Annotated in this window: 21 protein-coding genes; 15 read left to right on the top strand and 6 right to left on the bottom strand. The window is 57.0% G+C overall.

From position 1 onward, the window contains the following. Nucleotides 1-2 precede the first annotated feature (2 nt). Nucleotides 3-677: a DUF4166 domain-containing protein gene (locus C450_RS05660; protein WP_005041186.1), complete on the bottom strand. Its 675-nt coding sequence runs from the start codon at nucleotides 675-677 to the stop codon at nucleotides 3-5. A 464-nt stretch (nucleotides 678-1,141) separates the two neighbouring features. Between C450_RS05660 and C450_RS05665 the strand changes: the two genes are divergently transcribed. Continuing rightward, nucleotides 1,142-2,140 (top strand): IS110 family transposase, encoded by a 999-nt coding sequence (locus C450_RS05665; protein ID WP_005041188.1) that lies wholly within the window; start codon nucleotides 1,142-1,144, stop codon nucleotides 2,138-2,140. 223 nt (nucleotides 2,141-2,363) lie between these two features. Here the strand turns inward: C450_RS05665 and C450_RS05670 are convergent, their stop codons facing one another. Then, nucleotides 2,364-3,164, bottom strand: a complete 801-nt coding sequence (locus C450_RS05670) for a helix-turn-helix transcriptional regulator (RefSeq protein ID WP_005041191.1) — start codon at nucleotides 3,162-3,164, stop codon at nucleotides 2,364-2,366. 177 nt (nucleotides 3,165-3,341) lie between these two features. On the opposite strand from C450_RS05670, the gene C450_RS05675 reads away from it, so the two are divergent. After that, nucleotides 3,342-4,496: an epoxide hydrolase family protein gene (locus C450_RS05675; RefSeq protein WP_005041194.1), complete on the top strand. Its 1,155-nt coding sequence runs from the start codon at nucleotides 3,342-3,344 to the stop codon at nucleotides 4,494-4,496. Between the two features lie 52 nt (nucleotides 4,497-4,548). Here the strand turns inward: C450_RS05675 and C450_RS05680 are convergent, their stop codons facing one another. Then, nucleotides 4,549-5,139, bottom strand: a complete 591-nt coding sequence (locus C450_RS05680) for a YdeI/OmpD-associated family protein (RefSeq protein ID WP_049909882.1) — start codon at nucleotides 5,137-5,139, stop codon at nucleotides 4,549-4,551. Nucleotides 5,140-5,584: 445 nt separating this feature from the next. Between C450_RS05680 and C450_RS05690 the strand changes: the two genes are divergently transcribed. From C450_RS05690 to C450_RS21475, 3 genes are all read left to right on the top strand, one after another. After that, nucleotides 5,585-7,501, top strand: a complete 1,917-nt coding sequence (locus C450_RS05690) for a transposase (RefSeq protein WP_005041201.1) — start codon at nucleotides 5,585-5,587, stop codon at nucleotides 7,499-7,501. 448 nt (nucleotides 7,502-7,949) lie between these two features. Then, a complete protein-coding gene (locus C450_RS05695; RefSeq protein ID WP_241430264.1) occupies nucleotides 7,950-10,916 on the top strand; it encodes a VWA domain-containing protein in 2,967 nt (988 codons plus the stop codon). 51 nt (nucleotides 10,917-10,967) lie between these two features. After that, nucleotides 10,968-11,903 carry a hypothetical protein gene (locus C450_RS21475; RefSeq protein ID WP_152424424.1) on the top strand — a complete coding sequence of 312 codons (936 nt, stop codon included), beginning with the start codon at nucleotides 10,968-10,970 and terminating at the stop codon, nucleotides 11,901-11,903. Between the two features lie 96 nt (nucleotides 11,904-11,999). On the opposite strand, the gene C450_RS21480 is transcribed toward C450_RS21475, so the two are convergent. Beyond that, on the bottom strand, nucleotides 12,000-12,560 hold the full coding sequence (locus tag C450_RS21480; protein ID WP_152424425.1) for a hypothetical protein: 561 nt from the start codon (nucleotides 12,558-12,560) through the stop codon (nucleotides 12,000-12,002). A gap of 2,556 nt (nucleotides 12,561-15,116) precedes the next feature. Between C450_RS21480 and C450_RS05715 the strand changes: the two genes are divergently transcribed. Together C450_RS05715 and C450_RS05720 are read left to right on the top strand one after the other, a co-directional pair. Further along, nucleotides 15,117-15,980 carry an N-6 DNA methylase gene (locus C450_RS05715; protein WP_005041214.1) on the top strand — a complete coding sequence of 288 codons (864 nt, stop codon included), beginning with the start codon at nucleotides 15,117-15,119 and terminating at the stop codon, nucleotides 15,978-15,980. A gap of 312 nt (nucleotides 15,981-16,292) precedes the next feature. Then, nucleotides 16,293-17,291 carry a DUF6610 family protein gene (locus tag C450_RS05720; protein WP_005041216.1) on the top strand — a complete coding sequence of 333 codons (999 nt, stop codon included), beginning with the start codon at nucleotides 16,293-16,295 and terminating at the stop codon, nucleotides 17,289-17,291. A 50-nt stretch (nucleotides 17,292-17,341) separates the two neighbouring features. On the opposite strand, the gene C450_RS05725 is transcribed toward C450_RS05720, so the two are convergent. Further along, nucleotides 17,342-17,617, bottom strand: coding sequence for a phage repressor protein (locus C450_RS05725; protein WP_241430265.1), 276 nt, complete (start codon nucleotides 17,615-17,617; stop codon nucleotides 17,342-17,344). Nucleotides 17,618-17,924: 307 nt separating this feature from the next. On the opposite strand from C450_RS05725, the gene C450_RS05730 reads away from it, so the two are divergent. Then, nucleotides 17,925-19,199, top strand: a complete 1,275-nt coding sequence (locus C450_RS05730; protein WP_049909885.1) for an IS4 family transposase — start codon at nucleotides 17,925-17,927, stop codon at nucleotides 19,197-19,199. Nucleotides 19,200-19,529: 330 nt separating this feature from the next. Further along, nucleotides 19,530-20,183: a hypothetical protein gene (locus C450_RS22335; protein ID WP_005041221.1), complete on the top strand. Its 654-nt coding sequence runs from the start codon at nucleotides 19,530-19,532 to the stop codon at nucleotides 20,181-20,183. Between the two features lie 340 nt (nucleotides 20,184-20,523). Here the strand turns inward: C450_RS22335 and C450_RS05740 are convergent, their stop codons facing one another. Then, nucleotides 20,524-20,862 carry a hypothetical protein gene (locus C450_RS05740; RefSeq protein WP_005041224.1) on the bottom strand — a complete coding sequence of 113 codons (339 nt, stop codon included), beginning with the start codon at nucleotides 20,860-20,862 and terminating at the stop codon, nucleotides 20,524-20,526. Nucleotides 20,863-20,955: 93 nt separating this feature from the next. On the opposite strand from C450_RS05740, the gene C450_RS20670 reads away from it, so the two are divergent. The 6 genes from C450_RS20670 to C450_RS23175 form a co-directional block, all read left to right on the top strand. Beyond that, nucleotides 20,956-21,300 carry a hypothetical protein gene (locus tag C450_RS20670; RefSeq protein ID WP_080510272.1) on the top strand — a complete coding sequence of 115 codons (345 nt, stop codon included), beginning with the start codon at nucleotides 20,956-20,958 and terminating at the stop codon, nucleotides 21,298-21,300. Further along, complete coding sequence (locus tag C450_RS05750) at nucleotides 21,300-21,569, top strand: hypothetical protein (protein WP_005041229.1); 270 nt, start codon at nucleotides 21,300-21,302, stop codon at nucleotides 21,567-21,569. The genes C450_RS20670 and C450_RS05750 overlap by 1 nt, the downstream gene beginning before the upstream one ends. Before the next feature lie 53 nt (nucleotides 21,570-21,622). Further along, entirely contained in the window at nucleotides 21,623-22,039 is a 417-nt protein-coding gene (locus C450_RS05755) for a hypothetical protein (RefSeq protein WP_005041232.1), read from the top strand. Beyond that, nucleotides 22,036-22,428 (top strand): hypothetical protein, encoded by a 393-nt coding sequence (locus tag C450_RS05760; protein WP_005041234.1) that lies wholly within the window; start codon nucleotides 22,036-22,038, stop codon nucleotides 22,426-22,428. Before C450_RS05755 ends, C450_RS05760 begins: the two co-directional genes overlap by 4 nt. Further along, a complete protein-coding gene (locus C450_RS22865; RefSeq protein ID WP_005041236.1) occupies nucleotides 22,425-22,949 on the top strand; it encodes a DNA cytosine methyltransferase in 525 nt (174 codons plus the stop codon). Before C450_RS05760 ends, C450_RS22865 begins: the two co-directional genes overlap by 4 nt. 10 nt (nucleotides 22,950-22,959) lie before the next feature. Further along, nucleotides 22,960-23,207, top strand: a 248-nt coding sequence (locus tag C450_RS23175; protein WP_005041238.1) for a DNA cytosine methyltransferase, incomplete at its 3' end; no start/stop codon positions are given.

The raw sequence follows: 23,207 nt of genomic DNA on the forward strand, positions 1-23,207 counted from the left end.
CCTCATCCGGGTGGGAGCGTCTCAACCCCACGCGTCGGTCGCATGTTATCCGGGACGGTCTCGTCCCTTTCCATTTCCTGTGTGAACGCCCCGCGGTAGCTGAGAACGTGGCCTGCGAGCGTGTTTTCGATGGTTGCGGTCACGTGATACTGCTCGTCGGCATCGTCGTAGCGGTCACGCACTCCGACATCCACCGCAAGCGGTCCACTCATCGGGACGTATCGATCCCCGAGTCGGAGCCACTGTTTGCCTGCCTTGACGACGAGTGCGCCCGCTTCGACGTGGGGGTGGAGTTCCGACACGAGAAGTCCGTCTGTCCCAAGGAAATCCAACAGGCGCTCGTTGGCCGCGTCCCAGACAGTGAGCGAATCGAACCGTCGGCGCTTGCGCCCGAACCTGAACTCGCGGATGGTCGCAAGCACTTCGCGCCCGGTCTCGTCCCGGAATCCAGCGGTCCGCACGCTGAAGGGAACGTCGTGGCCCGCTTCAGGGAACAGTAGGTTCTGGCCGGCCATCGCATACAGGGCCGGCAGAACGTGTGTTCCGCGGCTGATGTCCATCTTCCCGCGTCCAACACAGATGGCGTCGTCATCCGGGTCGGTGCTATACCGTTCGCGGACTTTCTGGTGGAGTTCGTCCGCCTCTGCTCCGAGAGCGTGTTCGTAGACTCCAGTCATCGACACTCGGATGCTCGGTGCGTTTGATTGGATGAGAATTTAGCGAGTTCGTAGAGATTGAACCATCCCAGCGGCTTGTGACACATGTGATCGAACGTTTCGACGGAGGATTAAAAAAGATAGGTGCATCTTGTGAACTCCGAAATCAGCTAAAGAGATCTGTCCACTCCAGTCGCCTGCGAAAGTCAAACTGGCGTGGAAAATTTCCATCCTCACTGTGCATGAAAAATCTACCTGCCTGACTCGATGGGGAAAATCTGCTACCTTAGCCGGGTCAAGGCAAAGCATGGGGCACAAGAGACCGAGTGAAGTCCGGCGGCTTCGACCGCGCGTGCCTGACTGGTCCGTGTGCGAAGGAAGCCGAGAATGGGGCGTCCCAGCCCGGCTGCCGCCGCAGGCGACAGCCGGGAAAGCCCGAATACGTGAGTCTCATCCAACGCACTGGTGCCCCGGAGTGAGAACACATGTTCTTAGGAATCGATATCCACAAGCGGGAGGCCCAAGTGGCCGTCCGTAACGACGACGGAGACGTGATCGAGCAGGTCCGTGTCAAGAACACGGACCTCGAAGAGGTTGCCCACCAATACGCTGGTGGCGAAGCCTTGCTGGAAGCCACGACGAATTACTTCTACATCTATGATATGCTGTCTGAGCATCTGGACGTGGTTGTCGGGCATCCGCCGAAGTTGAAAGCAATCGCTCAGACCGACAAGAAAACCGACCGAGTCGACGCCAAGGAACTGTCTCGGCTGCTCTGGTTGGGTTCCGTTCCGGAAAGCTACGTCCCAACCGACGAGATCAGGGAGTGCCGCGCACTCGTGCGCGGCCGGATCAGCTTGTTGGAGAAACGGACGAGTTTCGCGAACAAAATCCACGCGTTGCTGCTGGACAACGGCATCACCCGGAGGGTGAAGCCGTTGGGTGTGAAAGGACGTGCGTTTCTTGAGGAGTTGTCGTTGCCTGCACCATGGAACGGGCTGTTGTCGTCGTATCTCTCAGTGATCGATACGCTGACCGAGGAGATCGAACACCTAGACGAGCGGATCGAGGAGCGAGCAGAAGGGTGCAGAGAGACGCAACTCCTCATGACGATTCCGGGTATCAGCCACTACTCAGCGTTGGTGATTTACGCGGAGATCGGCGAAATTGACCGATTTGATCGAGCCAAGGAAGTGGTGCGGTACGTGGGATTGAACCCGGTGATCCGCGAGTCTGGCGACTCGCGGTTCGTAGGGGGTATCTCAAAGAACGGTTCGGGAAAGGTGCGGTGGGTGCTGGTCCAGGCGGTTCATTCAGCCGTTCATACGGTCGGTGACGAGTATCTGAGTCGGTTCTATAACCGCATCAAGCGGCGGAAGAACAAGCAGAAGGCGGCGGTGGCGACCGCCCGGAAACTAGTGGTATCGATCTACCATATGCTAGATCGCGGTGAAGTGTACGATCCACCCGGCGTGACAGCCTAAGCAGCTGATTGCGCGGTTGGTGGCGGTATGAGCGACAGCTACCGCAATAGGATGTCTTCCGCTTGTCGGTGGTGAGGGAGAAATTGGTTCGCCGTCAGTTGGTTTTGTGGCGGGAGAAGCTACTCGGTTAACTGGGCGAAAGGATCAAGCTTCCTGGTTGGCTTGGTTCAGGTAGCAGATTTTCCCATACGTGACTTCAGAACCATAGTAACGTGAAACTCGGCTACCACGATTCGAGCGTGTCCGGATCGAGCGGAACTGCCTCGCGCTTGTATCGCTCATGGGTTGCTTTCGCCCAATTTAGCACCGTCTCTTCATCGCTTTCGATCATCGGCCCAGGACCGCCCTGGTCGTCAGTCGCACCCATTACGATCGTTCCATCGATGATACTGAGAATGAACGGGATCTCGTCCTCATAGACGTATATTTCGTTGCCTGTCCCGAGGATTTCCGCTATGTGTGATCGTGCGTCCGAGCGCGAGAGGGCTGACTCGATCGCTTCTTGGGTATAAACGCTTGTATACGGAATACCTTCATCGACTACTTTTCGCCGGACGATATCGAGCGTTCGGTACTCGAAAAACCCGCCGACGGTCTGGAGCTGGTTGGTCGCCCCTTCGTAGAGAGTCCCAACACGATTGATCATTGCGATGATGTCACCCCTGTCGCCGGGCCGAACGATCTGTGCGGATTCGAGCCATCTGAGGTCGATATCAGTGGCATCGTACAGAGCGTGAGAGACTACATCTCGGAGGTTCTGTGCGGTCGCGGCCGTGTCGATCAATTGACGCACATCAGTAGCCAACAATTTTCCGAGCGGTGTCGCCTCGTACTCCCATCCTTCGTGAGTCACCCACTCGCGCTGTTCCATCTCTTCGAGAATCCGCCCGACCGTCACTCGTGAGGCATCAGTCAGTGACTGAAGCTTCGAACGGCTATGGTGGTCATCGGCAAGCGCTTCGAGCACCGCGATTCGGTTCTCCGAGCGAACGAGATACTCGACGTCGTCGTACGGCGTAGTCATAGCTCCATGTCCCATCTATCTTTAGCCTACTTTTGTACTTAAAGCACGCCATGAACATCGTTCAGAGTTATGTAGATGTCATCGTGGCACCTCTGCTCATTCGTGCCGACACAACGTGATTGGCGGCAGGGATTCGGCTCGACAGTCACTCACTCGGCACAACACGGACAACCACCAATGAGTAGCGAACCATACGACGTCGAAATTTCGGACGAAACGCTCGATGACCTCCGCGACCGCCTCTCACGGACGCGCTGGCCGGACCAAGTCACCGATGCAGGCTGGGAATACGGTGCGAACCTCGAATACATGAGAGAACTAGTCGAGTACTGGCGCGACGACTTCGATTGGCGCGAACAGGAGGCGACGATCAACGAATTCGATCACTACCGCGCTGAGGTCGGAGACACCGGCATTCACTACATCCACGAACGCGGTGCGGGCGACAACTCGACGCCACTCGTGCTCCTTCACGGATGGCCAGGAAGCTTCGTGCAGATGCTCGATATTATTCCGTTGCTGACCGACCCCAAGAGTCACGGTGGCGATCCGGCCGAGTCGTTCGACGTGATCGTTCCCTCGTTGCCGGGGTACGGCTTTTCCGACCGCCCAAGCGAACCGGGGATGAGTCTCTCACGGATTGCCGACCTTTTCGACAAACTATTGATTGAAGAGATCGGCTACGAGCGCTACGCTGTCCGTGGAAGCGACCTCGGTTCTGGGATCATTCAGCAACTCGCTGTGAAGTATCCCGACTCGCTGATCGGCACCCATCAATCCGGAACAAACCCCTTCATCGACGAAGAACAGATCCCCGAGGATCCGACCGAGGCCGAACAAGAGTTCCTCGATAATGCCCAGAACTGGAACCAACAGGAGATGGCCTATGCGATGGAACACTCGACCAAGCCCCAGACGCTCTCGTACGGCCTGAACGAGTCACCGTCTGGGTTGGCCGCGTGGATCATCGAAAAATTCCGCACGCTGAGTCACAACGACGGCGATATTGAGGATTCGTTCACGAAAGATGAGTTGCTGACGAACCTCACGGTCTACTGGGCGACCGAGACGATCGGGTCGTCTATCCGGTTGTACTACGAGATGACTCAGGATCCGGGTGAATGGGGCGAGATGAACACTCCAACGGCGATGTTGATGAGCTCACACGATATGTTCGAGACACCCCGCGAATGGGTCGAACGAACCCAGCGTGTTGATCGCTGGACCGAAGTCTCGCGTGGCGGCCACTTCCTCGAATGGGAGGAACCCGAACTCGTTGCCGAGGACATCTGTGAGTTCTTCGCCACGCTGGATGACCCGGAGACTGAGTAGGTAGTGGGCTATCTTCTCCCGGAGTAATCTTTGATGTAGCCCGAAAACTCGATCAAATTCTTCGTTTCCCGTCTTCGTCGTACGGCAGTAGATCTTCTGCTGCCAGTCCGACGATCTTCTCGATCCGTGCGTCTCTCGTTTCGGAGGTTTTTGCATCCTCAACCGACGTAATGTAGGTGTACTGGTTTGTATTGGAAAAGTCTTGGAAGTTCGTCCACGCGGCTTCGTTTTGCTGTAAGGCGTCTTTAAGCGCAGATGGTATGTCGTGATCTTCTCCAACCCGATAGGCATTTTCCCATTCGCCGGATTCTTTCGCTGCTTTGATGAGCTCCATTCCAGCGGGAGTCATCTTTCGATTTTCAATCATTGCTTGGACACGTTCTTTATTAATCTTTGACCACTTGCTATCCGGCTTTCGCGGAGTGAACCGTCGCTTGTATGTCTCGTCATCGATTCCGTTAACGAGGCCGTCGATCCATCCGAAACAGATCGCTTCTTCAACGGACTCGTTATAGCTGATACCGGTTTGCTCTGCGTCTTTTTTGTAGTATCCGAGCCATAGCTCATCGGTTGCGTCGTAGTTTGTTTCGAGCCAAGTGCGGAACTCGCTTCGAGACATGAAGAATGTCGGTTTCGAACTCACAGTACTACATAGACTCGACAGCACTTATACCGTAGTTTTGTAATCACATCGGATATTCATTGTATATCCTTGGTCAGTGTGAATCAATGTAGAAAACAGTAGTTTTCTATACCGATACGAAACCCCCCGGTCTTTATACATCGAATCACAGTACGATTAGGGTGTCCGAGCACACCATACAAATCGCCACTTAACTCCGGGTTTCGATTGGCAACTAGAACGAACAGCGACAGATGTACGCAATCCGTAAGAAGTACGATGGATCAGAGCAGGATAGCCAGATCGACTGGTACTGGAACCTCAACGACGCCGAGGCGTTGACCTCGCGGTGGAAGTACCAGCGCCTCCGCAAGTACAACTTCAGTTCGGAGGGAGCAGGCACCAATTCTCTCATCCAGATTTTGCGGAAAGGATATGACCCTCCCCTTGCAAACTCGTCGTAGTAGTGGCACAACGGGAAGACCACATCACCGAGCAGATCGCTGCCGAGGGATTCACATCACCCGTCGAAGAGCCGATAGACCGCGATTACGTCTACATCGCCGAGAAGATCGCTGATCGTCGCGTCCGGTTTCACCCCGCCGAAGACAGATACGAACACCGTGGCGAGGAAGACGTCATCGCGATGGCCCGCCTCCACGTCTATTGGCACGTCGTAGAAGAGCTTGACTCGTGGCCACAGATCGCCCGGCACCTCCGTAACACCGACGGCGTGGTCGATGCTCTCGGACTCGACTCCCCGCGCAGTCGCGAGACGATCCGGCTGTCGTGGAAAAACCAGTTCGCCCACGCACACGAGCGCCTCCGCAGGATGGCCGAACACGTCCGCGATAAGATCGGCTGGGGCAGGGACGGTGTCCTCATGGCGATGGGTGTCGATGACGGGTCTCAATCCTTTCCCGAGTTCACCGAGGAAGGTGTCCGTGAGGCGGCGAAGGACCGCGCCTACGACCGCATCCGCCCGATTCTGACGGACGTCGTGGACTTCGATCGCGCCGACAACGTCTCCGTTCCGAGTGAAGACCTCACCGACTACGCCGGGTGGCTTGCACGGCGGCGAGAGATGTACCCCGAGTCGGTGGACTCCTATGTCGCCGAGATGGACGCCCTCGAAGACGAGCCGTTCGATCCCGAGACGTACCGCCGCGCCGTCCGGAACAAGGAACGTGAGCGTGTCGTCGTCGATGGCGAGGTCCACTGGGTGAAACCACGTGCCTCCGTTAACGATACGGCTCCGAACCCGGACGTCTACGACAGTTGGGACGCTCTCGCCGCCGACGGCGTCGACTGGAGCATCGATCTCCTCGATGACCCAGGTGGGACTGACAACTGGCACTCCACCGCCGAGGAAGGCATCGAGCGTTTCGTCACTGAACTCACCGAAGACGGTGTCATCGACGGCCCGGTGCCGGTCTGTATCGACGGGTCGATTCGGAGCTGGCACAAACACCCTCGGGGGAGCGACGACCGCCCGGACGGTGTCTATCGGGAATCCTACTTCGACACCAACTACGGCTGGAAGGACCTCTCCGCCAACGCCATCATCGATGGGCGGAGCGTCGTACTGGCGAACGTATCGTCAGTTCCAGGCGACAAGTTCTTCCAGGCTGTGAAGTACCTCATCGACCGCGCCACTGACCTCGTGGACGTCGAGTGTTTCTTCGCCGATGCCGAATTCTCCAACGTGGATATCTGTCGCTATATCCACCACATCGGCGAGGACTACATCATGCGGAAATCTCACCGTGAACCCGTAAAACGGTTGTTCGAAACGTTCTCCGGAACGGCTGACTGGGAAGAGAACTACGAGATGAACTCGAAGAGGAAAGGAATGACCCACAAGACGACCCTCTTCGCGGTGGAAAAACGCGGCCAGACCGATGTTAAGAAGGGCGAGAAACGCCACGATGACCACGAACAGGCTGGATTTGATGACTTCGACTTCGATCAGGCCGAGGGACAACTCACGTGGAGCGATCTCGCGCCCGACGATGACGTCGAGTACGTCGCGTTCATCACGAACAAGGACATCGACAGCGCCGGTATCCACCCAGAGCTAACCCCGGAAGATCGCAGAGATGAGACGACTGTCTGGAGCCTCGCCGAACAATACAGACGGCGCTGGTCAATCGAAACGACGTTCCGACAGATCAAGCATCAGTTCCTCCCGCGGACGAGGTCGCGTGACCTCGGCACCCGGCGATTCGTCTGGATGCTCGCCATCCTCCTGTACAACGCGTGGGCGACGATCAACCTGTTCGTGCAGTCGTGGGCGGCCCAGACCTTCGACGAGGACGACACTGACCCACCGGTTCGTGGGAAGGTGATGCTCGAAGAGATAGCGAAGACGGACTACGGCTAACCCTCCGTTTTCTCTCCGAGATCGCCGACGCGGTAGCCGCGCGGCTACCGATTGCTGCTTCTTTTCGCACCGATAGTCCTAGAATCAGAGAAACACTCTCACGCCACCCTTGACCACCGGGTACCATCACTTCCACCGATCTTAATTGCTGTCACCATCGTCGGGTATAGAACACAAACTTTGGGGTACTAATATTTGTGAGGTTTAGTACGCCGCTGAAAGGACCATAGTTTTTCTGCGGGGAGAGGCGTGACCGCCAATGACAGTTTCATCATCAGTCGCCACACAATCAGACAGCGCTACCGCTGCAAGCGATGCTCTCGCACCACCGGCTGAGACAGTTCGTTCGTGCGCAGACCGTGAACGCCGGCTTACTGAATACATTCGTGCCCATACGGGCGAGGATATCGCCGTCCGGCTTTCCTCAGACGTGCCGACCGCCTTCGTTGTGCCGACCAGTGAAGAGGCACTGATCGAGTCCGATAATGCCGACTTCGCCGATGATGAGGCTCGTCAACTCGTTGAGTCGGTCGACGCTAACTATCTCGTTCTCATATCTACTCGCCCAGCGACCATCGACAATCTCCCGATCGACGACCAGCTGACGGCCGATCGCGCCCAACAGTTCGGCTCCGCACTCCACGAGTTGGGCCACATCCGTTATACGGCCATCGCGAACGCCGCAGCACTCCTCGAAGAGCGCGTCGACGAAGCCCATCAGGAGTTCGTTCATGGGCTGTGGAACGCCTGTGAAGACGCCGCCATCGAAAACCAACTCAGACTCGATCAGAGCCAGATCGCCGCCGACCGGATCGAGCTCGTCAGACGCAGCATCAGCACTCAGGCTGAGGAGTATCAGACCGGAGAATCCTGTGCGTTCACCTTTCGGGATGCAATCGAGACAGCGCTGTACGATGAAGGCATCTACGACACGGGTGTTCGTGATGCGCTGTGCGATCCCGACGACGATCGGATCGTGTTCGCTGGTGACGCCGACCGGCAGGCATACGAGCAGGTCGCCGACAGCATCTCGGAACTCATCACGACGGTTCTCAGTACGCCCAACTCGGTTGAGCGAATCGAACACATCCTCGACTGGTGGGAGAGCGTCGTCAAACCGCTACTTGACCCGTCCCAACAGAACCAACAGGAGTCTGGCCAGCCAGATCCTGATGGAGCCACCGGCGAGTCCAGTACCGACGCCAGTAGCAGTGACAGGAGTAGTGGGTCATCAGCTGACGGTGAAGGTGAGAAATCCACCGACGAGAGTGCAGACGCAGACCGATCGTCGGCGGAGAGCGAAGCTGGTCAGACCGGCGAAAGCACTCCGGAAAGCAATAGTTCGGGCGACGATCCTGACAGCAGTAGCCGTGAAGAGAGTAGCACGTCAGATGGGATGGGTGAGTCGGATGAAAGCGAGGGGTCGGGTAGTTCGCAAGCGGAAAATCAGCCGAATCCAGATGCGATCAACACCGATCAACGCCAGTCGCATCCAGGAGCGGATGTACTCGACTATCCAGACATTGGAGGCGACGAAGATGCTGACGCACTTCGCCAGCCCGGACACGATGAGGGAGACAAGGACGAAGCTGGATCAAACGGAGACAGTGAAGTCGAAAGAGAGTCGGCTGACGACCATCAGGCCACAGGAGGAGATCGTGAAAACGAGAGTGCCGCCGATACAGCAGGCGATGCTGGTAGCGAGGACGATGGCCGTGAAAACGCCAATGGGGTTAGGGATTCGGACACCGACACCAGCCCAGACGAGGGAGGTGATACTGACGCTACGCCGGATAGCGGCACTGACGCAGGCAACAGCGAGGAGATGCCCGGAAGCAACGATGGACAGTCTTCCCAGAACGATAGTTCTGGCGCGAACCACAGTGAGACCACCGACGTAGCTGGTGAGAGTGACGAACAGGACAGTGAGGGTGAATCCGAAAGGGAAACATCAGAGTCCCAGTCCCGGTCTCAGTCCTCCGGAAACCCGTGGGGACCCAGCAACGACACGAATCAGACCTCGCTCGGGAGCTTCTCCACATCGGAATCTCAGACTGAGAGTGGAGCATCCGCTTCGGATAGCGGTGGCAGCGACGAATCACCTGCCAACGAATCCGATGCGGAACGTGACGGCTCTCCCACGGATGCCGGTGACGCTAATGAATCAGAATCGGAATCGGAGTCAGAGTCGAATGAAAGCAACACCGTAGGCGATTCTGGAAACGACACTACCGACGGCAGTGACGAGGGTAGTACTGATAAAGGACCGAACACCGATAGTGCGCACAACAGTGAGAGCGTCGGCGACGAGGGACCTGCCGAAAGTAGCAGCATTGAGGACGAGGATGGGGTCACTACTTCAGAAAGCGACACGCCGGCTTCCGATGGCGACACCGAGCGTGAGGATACGTCAACCGAGACCACTCCCGACGCAAACGAGCAGTCACCGGCATCGACCCCCGATCACGCAGACGGGGACGGCGGTCTCGATCGTGAGGGTGCGCTCGAAACTGACCGGGATGCAGCACACGACGAAGCCGAGCGTGCAACACCCGACGAGAGAGGGCTTGAACGCGATCTTGAGGATGTCGCTGACGCGCTCGATGCACTTGAGGAACAGGATGGGGGTGGAGCCGCACCAGGATCGCTGTCGGAACTCGACATCATGCCAGTCATGGAGGAGTCAAGCTCAAAAACGACGGCGGAGCGGTGGGGAGACGCCGCTGCCGATGCGGAGTTCGTTGGTGGGTCCCTTCGAAAGGCACTGAAAGAGAGTCACCGGGATGCACACCGCTCTGGCGTCACCAGTGGCACGTTCGATCGACGGCGTACGGCCGCTCTCGCCCGTGGCGATGTCGACGTGTTCCAGGTGCGCCAGCCCGGCGATGATAAGCAGTACGACCTCGTGATCATTCTCGATCGGAGTAACTCAATGCGGAAGCATATCAAAACCGCCGAGGACGCGCTCGTGCGGTTCGCACTCGCGTGCGAAGAGATCGGTATCAACGTCGGCGTGATCGACTTCATCAACACAGAAGCCCGGCTAATCAAGCCGTTCAGCGTTGGGAGTGCGCACGTTCGTGAGAGCCTCCTCTCCGAACGGTACGGTGGCAAGACACCGCTCGCGGATGCACTCGGGCTCAGTCGAGAGCTGCTCGAACAGCGGCGGAACAGCCCGCTTGTGCTTGTCGTCACCGATGGTAAGCCAGGCAGTGCAGATGCCTATCAAGACGAACTCACCCAGTCGTACGCGCCCGTCTGTGGGGTCACGCTGGTTCTCGATCAGCCCGCGGGGAGCGTGCCCGAAAGAGTCAGTCGCAACGAGCGGTTCTACGATCGTCACGTGTACGTCCACGACCCGAGCCAGCTCGCCAACCGACTCGATCAGTTCGCTGTGATGTTCAGTGGGTTGTGACCCTGTAGCCGGGCTACGATTTTTCTTTCCGAGAGAGGTGAGGCGATCTTCATGTCCGACACACTGTCTTTCGACGATGGAACAGAACTCGTCTTCGAAACACCTCCGTGGGCGTCCTGGAACCTCAATATCCACCGGAACGGTCCCGGACGCGATGCCGCTCACGCAATCGATCCCGAAACCCGTCGCAATATCGCGATCCACGAACGAGACTGTCTCTACCGACGACGCGAAGTTGCTTCGCGGCCTGGAGAGCGGTTGGCAGAATATCGCCGTCTCAAACTTCGTGAAATCGACGTCGATGGGCACGGGAACGTGTGGCTCGAATTCGATGCCGGTGAGCGATATAGCGCGAAAGGCGTTCTCACGACGCTTGAATCATCAGATCGGACTTGGCGACGCCAGACACCACGAGGAATCGATGGATCAGGCTCAACCTGGCGGCGGTGGGAAGACGTGCGCGACCGATCAGCCGTTCCCACGCCGCCATCGTGTGCAGCGCTCACTGTCGGCCAAGTCTCAGGAGCTGGCTCACGTGCCCGGATGAACGATTTCCTAGAAGGTGGTCCAGATGGACTCGTGGACCATACGCTTGGCAGCGTCCACGTCTGGAAGGCTGCATTCGAAGCCACCTACCAAGGCGAAACAATCGCTGTGTTGATCCTTTCAACACCCGCTTCACCACACGCTGATCCGAACTCGGAGATCGTGATCTCCCGGCTGGCCTGCCACCCAGTACGGCCTCAAAACACCTCGTCATGGTTCATCGCCCGAGCCAGAGACTGGGCTCGCGATCACGGCTACGAGCGGCTTGTCGCCTACGCGGGTGTCGGAGGCAACGATGGCACCTGCTACGAGGCCGCTGGATTCGAACTCGAAGAATCAGTCTGGGCAGACGGGAGTGGCTGGACCAATCGCGATGGACGCAGAAAAGTCGCCAATGGTGATCGGTGGCGACGCTCAAAGTGGGTATACATTCTTGATTAACATCCTCCAATCGAAGAACCCGCTTACCCGGTTTTTCCAGTCCAGAGAAACGAGACAGCAACCAACAACTGCTCGCCTTCATCCGTATCCATGTCTTCACAACAGATCCAACCGACAGACGAAAGCCTGCCATCGCTTGATCTCCCGTCCGGTGCGCTCCCCGTATCGCATCCCAACTACGTTCACGATGTCGAAGCTGATCCGCCCGAGATCGAACCAGTCGAGCACCGGTTGCGCGTCGATTTCATCGACGGTGGCCCTCTGACGCCACATCCACTCCACGGGTCGCACCAGCCGCGTCCGCGCCGGTACGCCGATCGGACGCTCACCGAGATCTCCCAGGCTGAACAGCGCTATTACCCGACGCTGCCAGATGGGGAGGAATTTGCAGATGCGCCTGCATTCCTGCGCGACGAACTCGCACCGTACTTCGCCGAGCTGCGTGAGATCCAACACCGACGATTCGAATGGTATACTGAGCATATCCCAAGAAACCTCGACCAGATTCTCGGTACTGTCGAGAGTCTGTATCCGAGCGCCGCCGGAGAGGCATTCGATGATGCGAATCAGTGGATCGGAGCCGTGATCATCCCCACAGAAACACCAACTGACGAGTTCGCAAACAAACGGGGCATCGACGAACAGTACGTCGTTCACGAAACGGATCTTGACGATCAGACAGCACCCTCTGAGTACGGTATCTCGCTTCCAGCACCAATCCTCACTGGGAAATACAACAGCCAGAGCCGGTATTCGCTCATCCCGTGGTCAGATGGGTTGGTCTGTGCTTGCCCGTACAAACAGAAGCGGCCGTCGCGAGTGATGTGTAAGCACGAGCTCGCGGCGACGATACGCCTCGCAAACGAGGATCAGTACGTGCTGCCAGTCGATGACGGTGTTGAGGTCCCCCAGCGGGCGCGACGATTCGTTAGTCCCACCATCGCTGCTCAGCACACGCCACGCCCTCCTCGCGAGGAGTAAGAGCAACCGTTGGGTTTTTGTCAAAGGTAAAAGTGAGCTAAACTGATGCAACGAAACTATGCCGTGATTGGCATAGCGTTTGTTTTGGTCACATCAATTATCGGAGGTGGAGTTTTCCTCGGAGACTCCTCCTCGAGTGATGCCACAAACGCTGTCCAAGCCGAAACAGCCGAAATGAGCGTTGAAAATGTAGAGGTCGTCAACCGCTCGAACGGGATCATCACCGCCGAGGTCACGATCTCCGGCGAGATGAATCAGAGTCAGCTCAAACAGTCTCTTTCGGAAATGTACGATGATCGGAAGGTGGCTGTCAGATCCATTCGTATCGAGAATGTCAGCGACGATGTCGCAACAGTGTCGCTCGTGACGCGAGGGGACTCGAACTCAGAGACCGTCGAGACCCAAATCGAAGACCAACTCACGAACCGAACCACGGAGAACCAGACAACGACGAATCAGTCAACCACAGCGGCCAACAACTCATCCGACAGCGACGAGACGATCGATAGAGATCCGAACGCAACCCACTATCAGATCGACTTCGTCAAGGGTGAGCCGATCGAGAACCTTCGCGGTCCCAACGGCACCTATACGAACGACCAACTGATTCGGTTCGCGCACGGCAGCAACGAAACGCCGCTCTATCGGTCGTCTGACGGCGAATTTACCACGAACGAGACGCTCGCACGATGTGTCGAAAGTACGCCAATCTCCGTTGATGCTGAAAACAATACTGCCACGGTGGCCGTCAGTGTTGCTGAAGGGTGCGGGCCGGTCGAACTCTCGCTGGTGAGCTACACGAAACCCGAACCGGTCTGGAGTCCTGAAACCGAGCACCTCCAGGTGTTCGTCGACGCCGATACTCAGACAATCGGACCAAACGAATCCCAGAATCTGACTATTGATCTACCGAACAATACGTCTTCGATGGCAACGACAGATCCGACCACAACCGAAGAGAGCGAGACCACCACTGAAACAGCAGAGACAGAGACAGTAACTCCGACCACTACAGAAACCGAATCGAGCACCGAGACAGCCACGGAGTCACCGACAACCACTGAGGCGTCTGAAGAAGAGACAGCTACATCAACGGAAACCTCAACCCCAACTGAGACCGACACTGCGACCACTACTGCAACGGCGGCGGAGACTCCACAGTCAACAACCACCGCCTCGACTCAAACACCGACCGAAACCGAAACTGAGGCCGAGGCCGAGGCATCAACTCCTGAATCAACCGACACGTCAACACCCACTGAAACATCCGAACCAACTGAGACAGCCACAGAAACCGACACACCAACCGAANACTCCTGAATCAACCGACACGTCAACACCCACTGAAACATCCGAACCAACTGAGACAGCCACAGAAACCGACACACCAACCGAAACGCCTGAATCAACCGAGACACCGACTGAAACGTCCACTCCAACGGAAACACTCACCGAAACGTCCGAGTCGACAGAGACACCGGAGCCGACAGAGACACCAACTGAAACACCAGAACCGCCCGAAACCAACACACCAACCGAAACGCCTGAGCCTACTGACACCCCACCAGAACCACCAACAGTTACCCCGGAACCGACAGAGACACCGACGACAACTGAAACGCCGACAGAAACTGAAACACCTACTGAAACGCCGCCTGAGCCACCGACAGAGACACCGGAGCCGACAGAGACACCAACTGAAACACCAGAACCGCCCGAAACCAACACACCAACCGAAACGCCAGAGCCTACCGAAACACCGCCTGCACCGCCAACCGAGACACCAACGGAAACACCCACTCCCACAGAAACACCTACCGAGACAGTCACTGAAACGCCCGAACCAACCGAAACGGCCACTGAAACGCCACCTGCACCACCAATCGATGACTCGACAGACAGCGGAAACGAAGACTCAGCGCCAAACGAAGCGACGAGCGCAGATGATACTGAGATGACTGCTTCCGCATCAGCAGCCAGCACTTCGGGGATGAGCGGGTCGTCGAGCGGAGGTGAAGAGACCACCGATAACACGAACGGGGCACAAGAGGGAAGCAACGAATCCGCAGATGCCAATCTGATCGCTGCCCCTCACAAGTCGGAGTTCCGGTAAGCAGCTAAATTACTTTTACCGGCAGGAAGTTTTGGATTGTAGTTTGCATTGGGCGGTAGAGCGCGGAGAGCAGTGCCACCGGATCTTGTTTGTCTCTTCCAGAGGGGCGGGAACGACTCATGCCCTACCTCGACGACAACTACACCAAACCGGTTCTCGACTCGCTCAACGACGTTCACCAGCAGACTGGCCACGGATGGCCACGCATATTCCGCGACTGGATCGATATCGTCTTCGCGAGCCTGCAACGCGACGACGACAGCCACGGCGGGATGGTCGATCGATACGAGAGCGATTTCGGTGAAGAGACGACACAGACTGCTTTCAGAGCATATTCGGAAGGCTTCGCAAACTTGCTCGCAGCGATGGAAAAGACCGATGCCGACGTGCTCGGATGTTTGTACCAGGAGTATGGCGCTCCGTCCGAAGAAAACGGACAGCACTTCACGCCCCCGCCCGCTGCACGATTGCTCGGTGGGATGTCAATTCCTTCCTCTGAGGAGATTGAGAACACAACGCCAGACGACCCATTGACAATCCACGATCCCACCTGTGGAAGTGGTGGTCTCCTTGTCGGTGCAGGACAGCAGCTCGAAGAAATCGCTGAATCGCCATACGCTGCCCTGTTCTTCGGACAGGATATCGACAGCAGATGCGCCAAGATGACCGCGATCAATTTCGCCATCCGAGGACTTCCTGGGTTTGCGATTCACGGTGATTCGCTCAAAGCCGATCCGATGGCCGCGTGGAAAGTCATGCCCTCGAAAGGGCTAATGGATGCGCCGATCCAAGAGTGTGAGCCTCCACAATTCCTGTCCACCTCGGGGGATGAGGCCCCTGGCGGTTCGTCACCGCCCACAGCAGCAGATGGCGCGGACGAGGCTGGAGAACGGAACGTCCAGGTCGACGTGGACGTGGACCTGGATACGCAGCAGGCCCAGTTCGCTGCATTTACTGACGGTCAAGGCGGCGCTGACCAGTGAGCTCGACTTTGCACGTATATAAGTACCTCCGAATTCTGACGTCTCAGGCTCTACAGAGCAGTATCTATCCGATGATCTGTGACTTGACGGGCCAGCTGTGGAGGCGAGTACGGGCCAGATCGGGTCAAATTTGATGATCACCGGCTGGTTGATCACCTATCTACGAGCACTCACGGAGTGAAATAGACACCCTCGCGGTTTCTACTCTGCGTTCAGAAAACCTCTTATAAACGTGCAAAGCTGAGCAGTGAGGACAGCTCGGTTTTTCACTCGGTGTGGGGAGTGTCCGAATTCGGATTCGGGTTTCCACCCATGTCCAGATCTCATCCACCAGCACCAGCAACTGGCACCACATCAGAGCAAACAGATTCGCGGGCAGTTGGGAACGGTGACGACATTGCTGCCGCCCGTCAAGCGGACTACATCGCGTTTCTCCACCGCCATCCGTTCGCCACCGACGCCTACGACCTTGGCTTTCTCCCCGGCATCCGCGAGGACTACTCGTTCCAGATCAACGACTTCGCAAACGTCGAAACGCCCGTCCTGATGGTCGATAACTACTTTCATGACCCCGATGCCAACCGATACGTTGCACGCATCCGAGAGCTCCCCGAGCAGCCGTGGGTTTGTGTTCTCGGCGATGTCACGACGCCCGAGCAGGCTCGCGACTACACACAGCTTGCCCGATCGCTCGTCAACGAGTTTCCCACTACCGAGTTCGTGATTGTTCCGAAGTGTCCCGAGGCGTTCGAGATTATCGACGAACAGTTCGTTCTGGGCTACCCGATGGGATATTCGGATATCCAGGCGACGGACATCAGTACCCTGAGCGATTGGCGGGGGCGGCGGGTCCACCTGCTCGGCGCGAGCCCGCCCAAACAGTTCGAAGCGATACAGCGGCTGACCCAGCCAACGATCACCGGCGACCCACCCGCGGATATCGTCGGTCTCGACTGGAACGGCCCCCAACGAGTCGCGTATCTCGGCGAATATTGGAGTCGTGACGGCTGGCAGGCTGCCGATCAGCTCTCGATCCGTGAAACCGTCAGAAAGAGCCTCCGCGAGATGCGAAAGTTTTGGGAAAGGCGCGGGGTCTGGCCAACCGAAACACCGATTGAAAGTGGCAAGTCCTCTGTACGCGAACCAGATGACCCAGTTTTCACAGCCAGCGGCGAGACCATTCGCGAACGCGAAGCACTCGAAGATGCGATTGTCGTTGACTACGAGGACGGACAGACGCTTGCCTACCGCAGCGATACTGAGCGTGCGCACGTCGAATACCACGACGGGCTTGTCCGTAGTGGCTCCTAAGAATCGTCGCGAACAAATTTCAATGAAGGAACAACATCCCTGCGACGAATTCAGCCTGTCTCGTCCCTATCTTCGTTCTCGTCCTCGTCCTTGTCTTCGTTCTCGGCCGAGGTCTCTTGTAGATCCTCGACCGAGAGTTCATTCCGAAGGTATGCACGGCCTTTCTCGACGATTCGGTAGGCAGCAACATCCGCGTGTCGTTCGACGAGACCATGCTCTGCAAGCGTCGCGCAATGGCTTGCAACGGCCTGTCGTCCATACGGCAAATTGAGTGACATGCTCGACGGCTTGATCCAGTAGCCGTCGAGATCCGCCAAGAACTGCAAGATTGGGTAATCCGCAGCTGTAAGCCAGCTCACTCTACGATGCATCGGGTACTGGCCCGATTCGGGAATGAGCAGGATTAGAACCTCCGGTCGGGGGGTTTTGTATCCGATATCGTGTTCAAGAATAACGATTTCGGTGTTGTATCCGTCTGCCGGGAGGGTTGTAGGGCAAGCTATATATGGGACAGGGGTATGATTGCACACGCAAAGCTAGGCACACAACCGCGCGCAGAAGGGGTAAGTCTGAACAGCTCCCCTGTGGCGTTTCGACTATTTAAAACCGGCGTGAGCCGGTAGTGACGGCCTGATGTCTGTAGTTTCCACGTCAACAGATAGGCCGTCACCAGATGCAACGGACGCCAACAACATCAATTCTGTCGAAACTGTCGCTGATGAGTTGTACTCGCTGCTCGCCGCAGGCGACAGCGAGTCCATTGCCGAGGAGTTCGATATCGGCATCCACAACGAGACACACGACTTCGACAACCACCTCAAAGTCGCTATTCGGGAAGGACTTGATCCATCCAGTTCCCTCTCCGAACTCGCCGATAAGACCGCCGTTGATGACTCTCTTGAGAAAATGCCCGAGTCACGGTTCTCCGAACTCACGAACGACCGCGACTACCGCGCGGTCGTTCGACTCCTCTTCGCGTTACTCCATACACCACAGCTGTATCATCAGCGTGCTGTTCAGCGAAAACGTCTGGAATGGCTTACACGAGGGGTAATTGCTGTCGACGCGACGAATCTCGAACTCACCCGCTCAGTTGTCGTCTCCGACGAATTTGTCGGAGACGACNCTGTCGACGCGACGAATCTCGAACTCACCCGCTCAGTTGTCGTCTCCGACGAATTTGTCGGAGACGACGAGCACGTCTATGAAATCGACGTAGACGACGGTGGACTCGAACTGCATTGCGCCGCGCGTGTAGACGGTGAACACAAGCATCCGCTTGGGACAACCGTCACAGAAGGTGAAACCCACGAAAGTCCGCAGTTCGACCACCTCAAAGACGACGTCGAGGTCTTCGCAGACCTCGACTCGGTCATCTGGGTCTTTGACCGCGGATACACGCGCTATCGCCGGTTTTGTGAAATCAAGCACAGCGACGATGACTTTGTCACATTACTCCAGTCAAACGCCCGTCTCGACGTTCTGGAGCGCGTCCAGAACGTCGAGGTCACTAACGAGGACGGAACGAGACAGATTCGTGATGAACGAATCGAACTGGCTGAGACCGGTGAACAGTTTCGTCGTATCGTTTTGGAAACGCCGGATGGAGAAGAGATTCAGTACCTGACGACGCTGGCGTCGTCAGCGTACGATCCCATTGACGTGATCAGTATCTACACCCTCCGGACAATGATCGAGATTCTGTTTCGTGAATTCAAACAATATCTGAACGTTGAGGATTTTCACTCGAAATCGCTTAACGGAGTGTTGTTTGAGTTGTTCTGTGCGTTGATTGGATACGTGCTTGTGGAGTGGCTGCGCCAACGCCACCCGATCAAGGGTGGCGTGGCGCGTGCAATCCAGAAAGTCCGGACGCACTGGAATGAGACGCTGACTTCGTTCGGCTGATCTCATCACACGGTACCAGCGACAGCCGTCGGCGGCCAGCGACGGCTGTCGCCAGAGCCGTAGTTTTCTTCGCTCTTTGGGCCTGAAACGACGTATCTCTCTGTTTTCCATCTATTTGCTCACATTCGGCTGAGCTTGCGCAGTCTACGCACCTGTTCCAGTGCCCCTCACAGCGGCCTCGCTCGCCGTGGCTTTATCAACTTAGAACGCAACAGCAGCTCCCTCTTCTGCCTCCGAGATAATATAGCTTGCCCTCTCGCCGAGCGACAGCTATCTCTCGGGGGCGACGTTCCCGGCGTCGGCGTTCACACGGGACAAAGAGCCACACGTATGCACGAATCTAGCGGAACGGCAGCCGCACAGCCTAACGAGCAGCTTTTCGAGAGGGTTATCGAGCTCGAAGCGCGCGTTTCCGAGCTCGAAGCCGATCGCGAGCGTCACCGAGAGGAACTCCACGCGGTCGCGCGCGAGAACCACGAGCTTCGCTCGTCACAAGAACAACTCGAAGAGCGCGTCGACGAAGCCGAGACCGAACGCAACGAACTACGGGACGAACTCGAACGCGCTGAGGCCAGCCGTGGGCATATCATCGACGACGTCGTCGACATCGAACAGCAGCTTGACGAGAACCAGGGCGAAGGCATGACTCCTATCGAGCGCGTCTCGAAGATGGAGACCGAGGACACCGCCGTCGAGATGACTCCCTCTATCGAGCGTGCGGTCGCGATCTTCGACCATTGGGAAGAGTGGGCTGAGAAGACCCCGAAGGGCCGCGTTCTGAAGGACGGGCTGAAGAGTCTCTTGCGGACAGCGACCGGCGAGGGGCTTGCATGGCGACAGGTCTACCGCGCCGCCGAGGCGCTCGAAGAGCTCTCGAAAGGTCAGATCAGATTTGTCGATCACAGTGACCACGGAAAAATGCTCATTCAGCCAAACCCAGCGCGGAGCAGTGACTGTCAGTCGTCGTCAGCGGCCACATCGTGACCCCCGTCAGAGAACCGACTGCCAAACGATAGCTCGATAACAGAAATAATCGTTCCATGGATGGGCGCGGTGTATGCATCGGTCGATTACTGACGGGTAAATCGCCTCACTCAGCCTCACAGCTAGGTGAGAGTACAAAGAGACTAGTTTGACCACTGACGACAGGTGTCAGTAGAGGAGCGTTTCAGCTTCAGCCCAAACAAAATATGTTTAATATAAGGGAAGTGGGTGTGGACGACACTGTTCCCTACCTCACCGAGTGGGTCGCTTCCAAGATACAACCATCCATCGACAGAGGAGTTCATGGGCGGATGACAGATGGGTGTTGAATTGGACTACTTCAACTATCTTCTTCGATTAAGTGGCGCTTTTCTGCCGATTTGTTATACCAGGTTATCCAGCTGCTGATTGCCATCGTGGTAATGGCTACGATCAGTGTGAGTGCGAACATCGGTGGCAACATCCGATTCACAACGGGTGGAAGGAATTCAAGAAGCGGCCAACCAAAGACATTTTCCGCCAATTGCCAAAGAAATGGCCATCTGCTACCAGTGAATGTGTAGAGTGCAATACCAAGAAGACCCGCAAGATAGAGCCCGTTCTGAATGAAATCGATAGCGGCATACCCATATTCCTCAGTCCACGTGATTTGGACCTGTTCTTGTCCTTGTTCAGCCATCGTTGAGATTCTCCATTGTTGTCTTGATTAGGGTCACTCAAATTTGTTATGGTGATTGTTTATTCCCCTTAGAGAGGTGGAGGAACTTTACACATGCCATCCACGACTTCCGCCAGTAACGCTGGGACCGAGACCACAAGCAGTCCGCAGATTGGTATTCGTGATCACGTACTCGCAGCACTGGCCGGCACTGACGGTGATGGTGAGTCCGTGAAAACGACCGTGCTTCACGAACTCTATCGCCAGCAGCCTGCCGTATCGCTCGAAGATGTCCTCGAACTCAACGTGCTGGTTACCGCTCCGGAGCAAGGACCGCTCGAAGAACGTGTTGCTGCAGTCCTCACGGAGGCGATCGCACAGCACGACAGTTGGACGGACATCCCGCAAGCACCACCGGCCAGCGAGGATACTTCTGTTCCAGCTACAGAGGGGCACTAATGGGCGCACAAGCGAGAATCGGAACCGATGGCGGAACTGACGAGGACAGCGAGGGTGCGGCCAGCGGGGAGCGCATTCTTGACGCTCTCCCACCAGAGAAATTGCTGGACACGAACGACGTGAGCCGAATTCGCGCCGGCATCCACTGTATGCGCTCGATAGAGACGGTCAAACAGTACGTCGCCTACGAAAACAGCAACGAACAACGCGACCACATTCTTCGATTGCTCCAACAGCGCGCAACGGAACTCCGAAAATCGAGCGACTGAGTCGACAGCGACCGTATTTTTCACTCCGGACGAGGGGTGGAGGAGATCAGACAATGTCTCAGAAGTCACAAAATTCGCTTGTCAAACAGGATCCCCCGGCCGAAACCGTTGCCAACCTCTCGAAGGATACCTACCACCAACGAGTCACTGCCTTAGCCGAACGGATCCATCCCCGCCTCGCAGACGAAACCGGGACACTGGAGACGGTCGACTACGACAAGGTTCTCGGCCATCTCAGAGTCATCGAACGAATCAGTCACGACAACCCCTTCTCAATCTTGGAGCACACGACCTACTCGCTGAGCGAATACGATCAACACAGAGTTCAGGGAAAGCGACCGATCAACGGACTTGTCGAACAGACCCGGAGGCTCCTTGCAGGAGACGTTCAAAAGCGACTCCTCGAACTGAGCAAGGGTGGGAAGACAGATATTCACAACGAAGATCGTCAGCGAGGGAGACGGCGATGAATAGCAACGGTGAGCGCCAACAAACGAAATACGAAATCCCCGAGGATCACGTCTGGGCGGACGAGAAAGCCCACGAATCTGAGGACCGCCCGCCCGTAGCGGAGGTCGAAAGCCACTCAATCGAGATCCTGCATCGCGGGCGCGACCGTACGAGTGGAGAGCGGGACATACGGTATCGGTACGTGGTCGAAAATGGCGAGGCCATCGGCATCCTCCGGTCGCATCGCCTCGCCGAGAGCAACCAGTTCGACCCGATGGGAGCAGCGACGCCGCAGGAAGTCCCCACTGTCGTGAAGGACATGCTCGCTCACGAGATGCGAGCCGACCACTGGACTGAGGTCGTCGACGTCGAACGAGCAAAGCGATTCACGGAGGCAGGCGATCAATGACCGACCGACGCCGTCGCGACGATACCGTTCGTGCAGTCGATCTGTTCTGTGGCGCTGGTGGTCTCTCGTGGGGGCTCGCACAAGCCTGCGAACACCTCGATCGCGACGTGGAACTCGCGGCAGTCAACCACTGGGAGCGCGCTATCGAAACCCACGAGCGCAACCACAGCTGGGCCGACCACTACCACGCGAAAGTCGAGGAACTCGACCCACGCTCCGTATTCGATACCGAGCGCGTTGATGTCCTGGTTGGTGGTCCCCAGTGTACCCACCACAGCAACGCCAGAGGTGGGCGGCCAGTTAGCGAACAGAAACGGGCGTCACCGTGGCATGTCCTCGATTGGCTGCAGAAGCTCTATGTCGACCATTTCATCATCGAGAACGTTCAGGAGTTCGAAAATTGGTCGCCGGTCGGGGCTGACGGCACACCGATGAAATCGAAGAAGGGCGAAACCTTCGACGCGTGGATCAATGCCCTCCACTCGCTCGGCTATAACGTCGNGGTCGCCGGTCGGGGCTGACGGCACACCGATGAAATCGAAGAAGGGCGAAACCTTCGACGCGTGGATCAATGCCCTCCACTCGCTCGGCTATAACGTCGATTGGCAGGTGTTGAACGCCGCTGACTACGGTGATGCGACGAGTCGGAAGCGACTGTTCGTCGTCGGTTCTCGACAAGGCAGCCCGAAGTGGCCCGACCCGACCCACAGCGAGAACGGGGAGACACCCGGAACAGAACCGTGGCGGCCAGCAGCGGAGATCATCGACTGGTCCGAGCG

The organism is Halococcus salifodinae DSM 8989, assembly GCF_000336935.1.
GTDB lineage: Archaea > Halobacteriota > Halobacteria > Halobacteriales > Halococcaceae > Halococcus > Halococcus salifodinae.

What these genes read in the sequence shown, in the direction of transcription:
- C450_RS05715 (WP_005041214.1), top strand. Translation starts at nt 15,117, where the DNA reads ATGCCCTACCTCGACGACAACTACACCAAACCGGTTCTCGACTCGCTC.
- C450_RS05675 (WP_005041194.1), top strand. Translation starts at nt 3,342, where the DNA reads ATGAGTAGCGAACCATACGACGTCGAAATTTCGGACGAAACGCTCGAT.
- C450_RS05720 (WP_005041216.1), top strand. Translation starts at nt 16,293, where the DNA reads ATGTCCAGATCTCATCCACCAGCACCAGCAACTGGCACCACATCAGAG.
- C450_RS05740 (WP_005041224.1), bottom strand. Translation starts at nt 20,862, where the DNA reads ATGGCTGAACAAGGACAAGAACAGGTCCAAATCACGTGGACTGAGGAA.
- C450_RS05665 (WP_005041188.1), top strand. Translation starts at nt 1,142, where the DNA reads ATGTTCTTAGGAATCGATATCCACAAGCGGGAGGCCCAAGTGGCCGTC.
- C450_RS05760 (WP_005041234.1), top strand. Translation starts at nt 22,036, where the DNA reads ATGAATAGCAACGGTGAGCGCCAACAAACGAAATACGAAATCCCCGAG.
- C450_RS22335 (WP_005041221.1), top strand. Translation starts at nt 19,530, where the DNA reads ATGCACGAATCTAGCGGAACGGCAGCCGCACAGCCTAACGAGCAGCTT.
- C450_RS21475 (WP_152424424.1), top strand. Translation starts at nt 10,968, where the DNA reads ATGTCCGACACACTGTCTTTCGACGATGGAACAGAACTCGTCTTCGAA.
- C450_RS05750 (WP_005041229.1), top strand. Translation starts at nt 21,300, where the DNA reads ATGGGCGCACAAGCGAGAATCGGAACCGATGGCGGAACTGACGAGGAC.
- C450_RS20670 (WP_080510272.1), top strand. Translation starts at nt 20,956, where the DNA reads ATGCCATCCACGACTTCCGCCAGTAACGCTGGGACCGAGACCACAAGC.
- C450_RS05755 (WP_005041232.1), top strand. Translation starts at nt 21,623, where the DNA reads ATGTCTCAGAAGTCACAAAATTCGCTTGTCAAACAGGATCCCCCGGCC.
- C450_RS05660 (WP_005041186.1), bottom strand. Translation starts at nt 677, where the DNA reads ATGACTGGAGTCTACGAACACGCTCTCGGAGCAGAGGCGGACGAACTC.
- C450_RS05670 (WP_005041191.1), bottom strand. Translation starts at nt 3,164, where the DNA reads ATGACTACGCCGTACGACGACGTCGAGTATCTCGTTCGCTCGGAGAAC.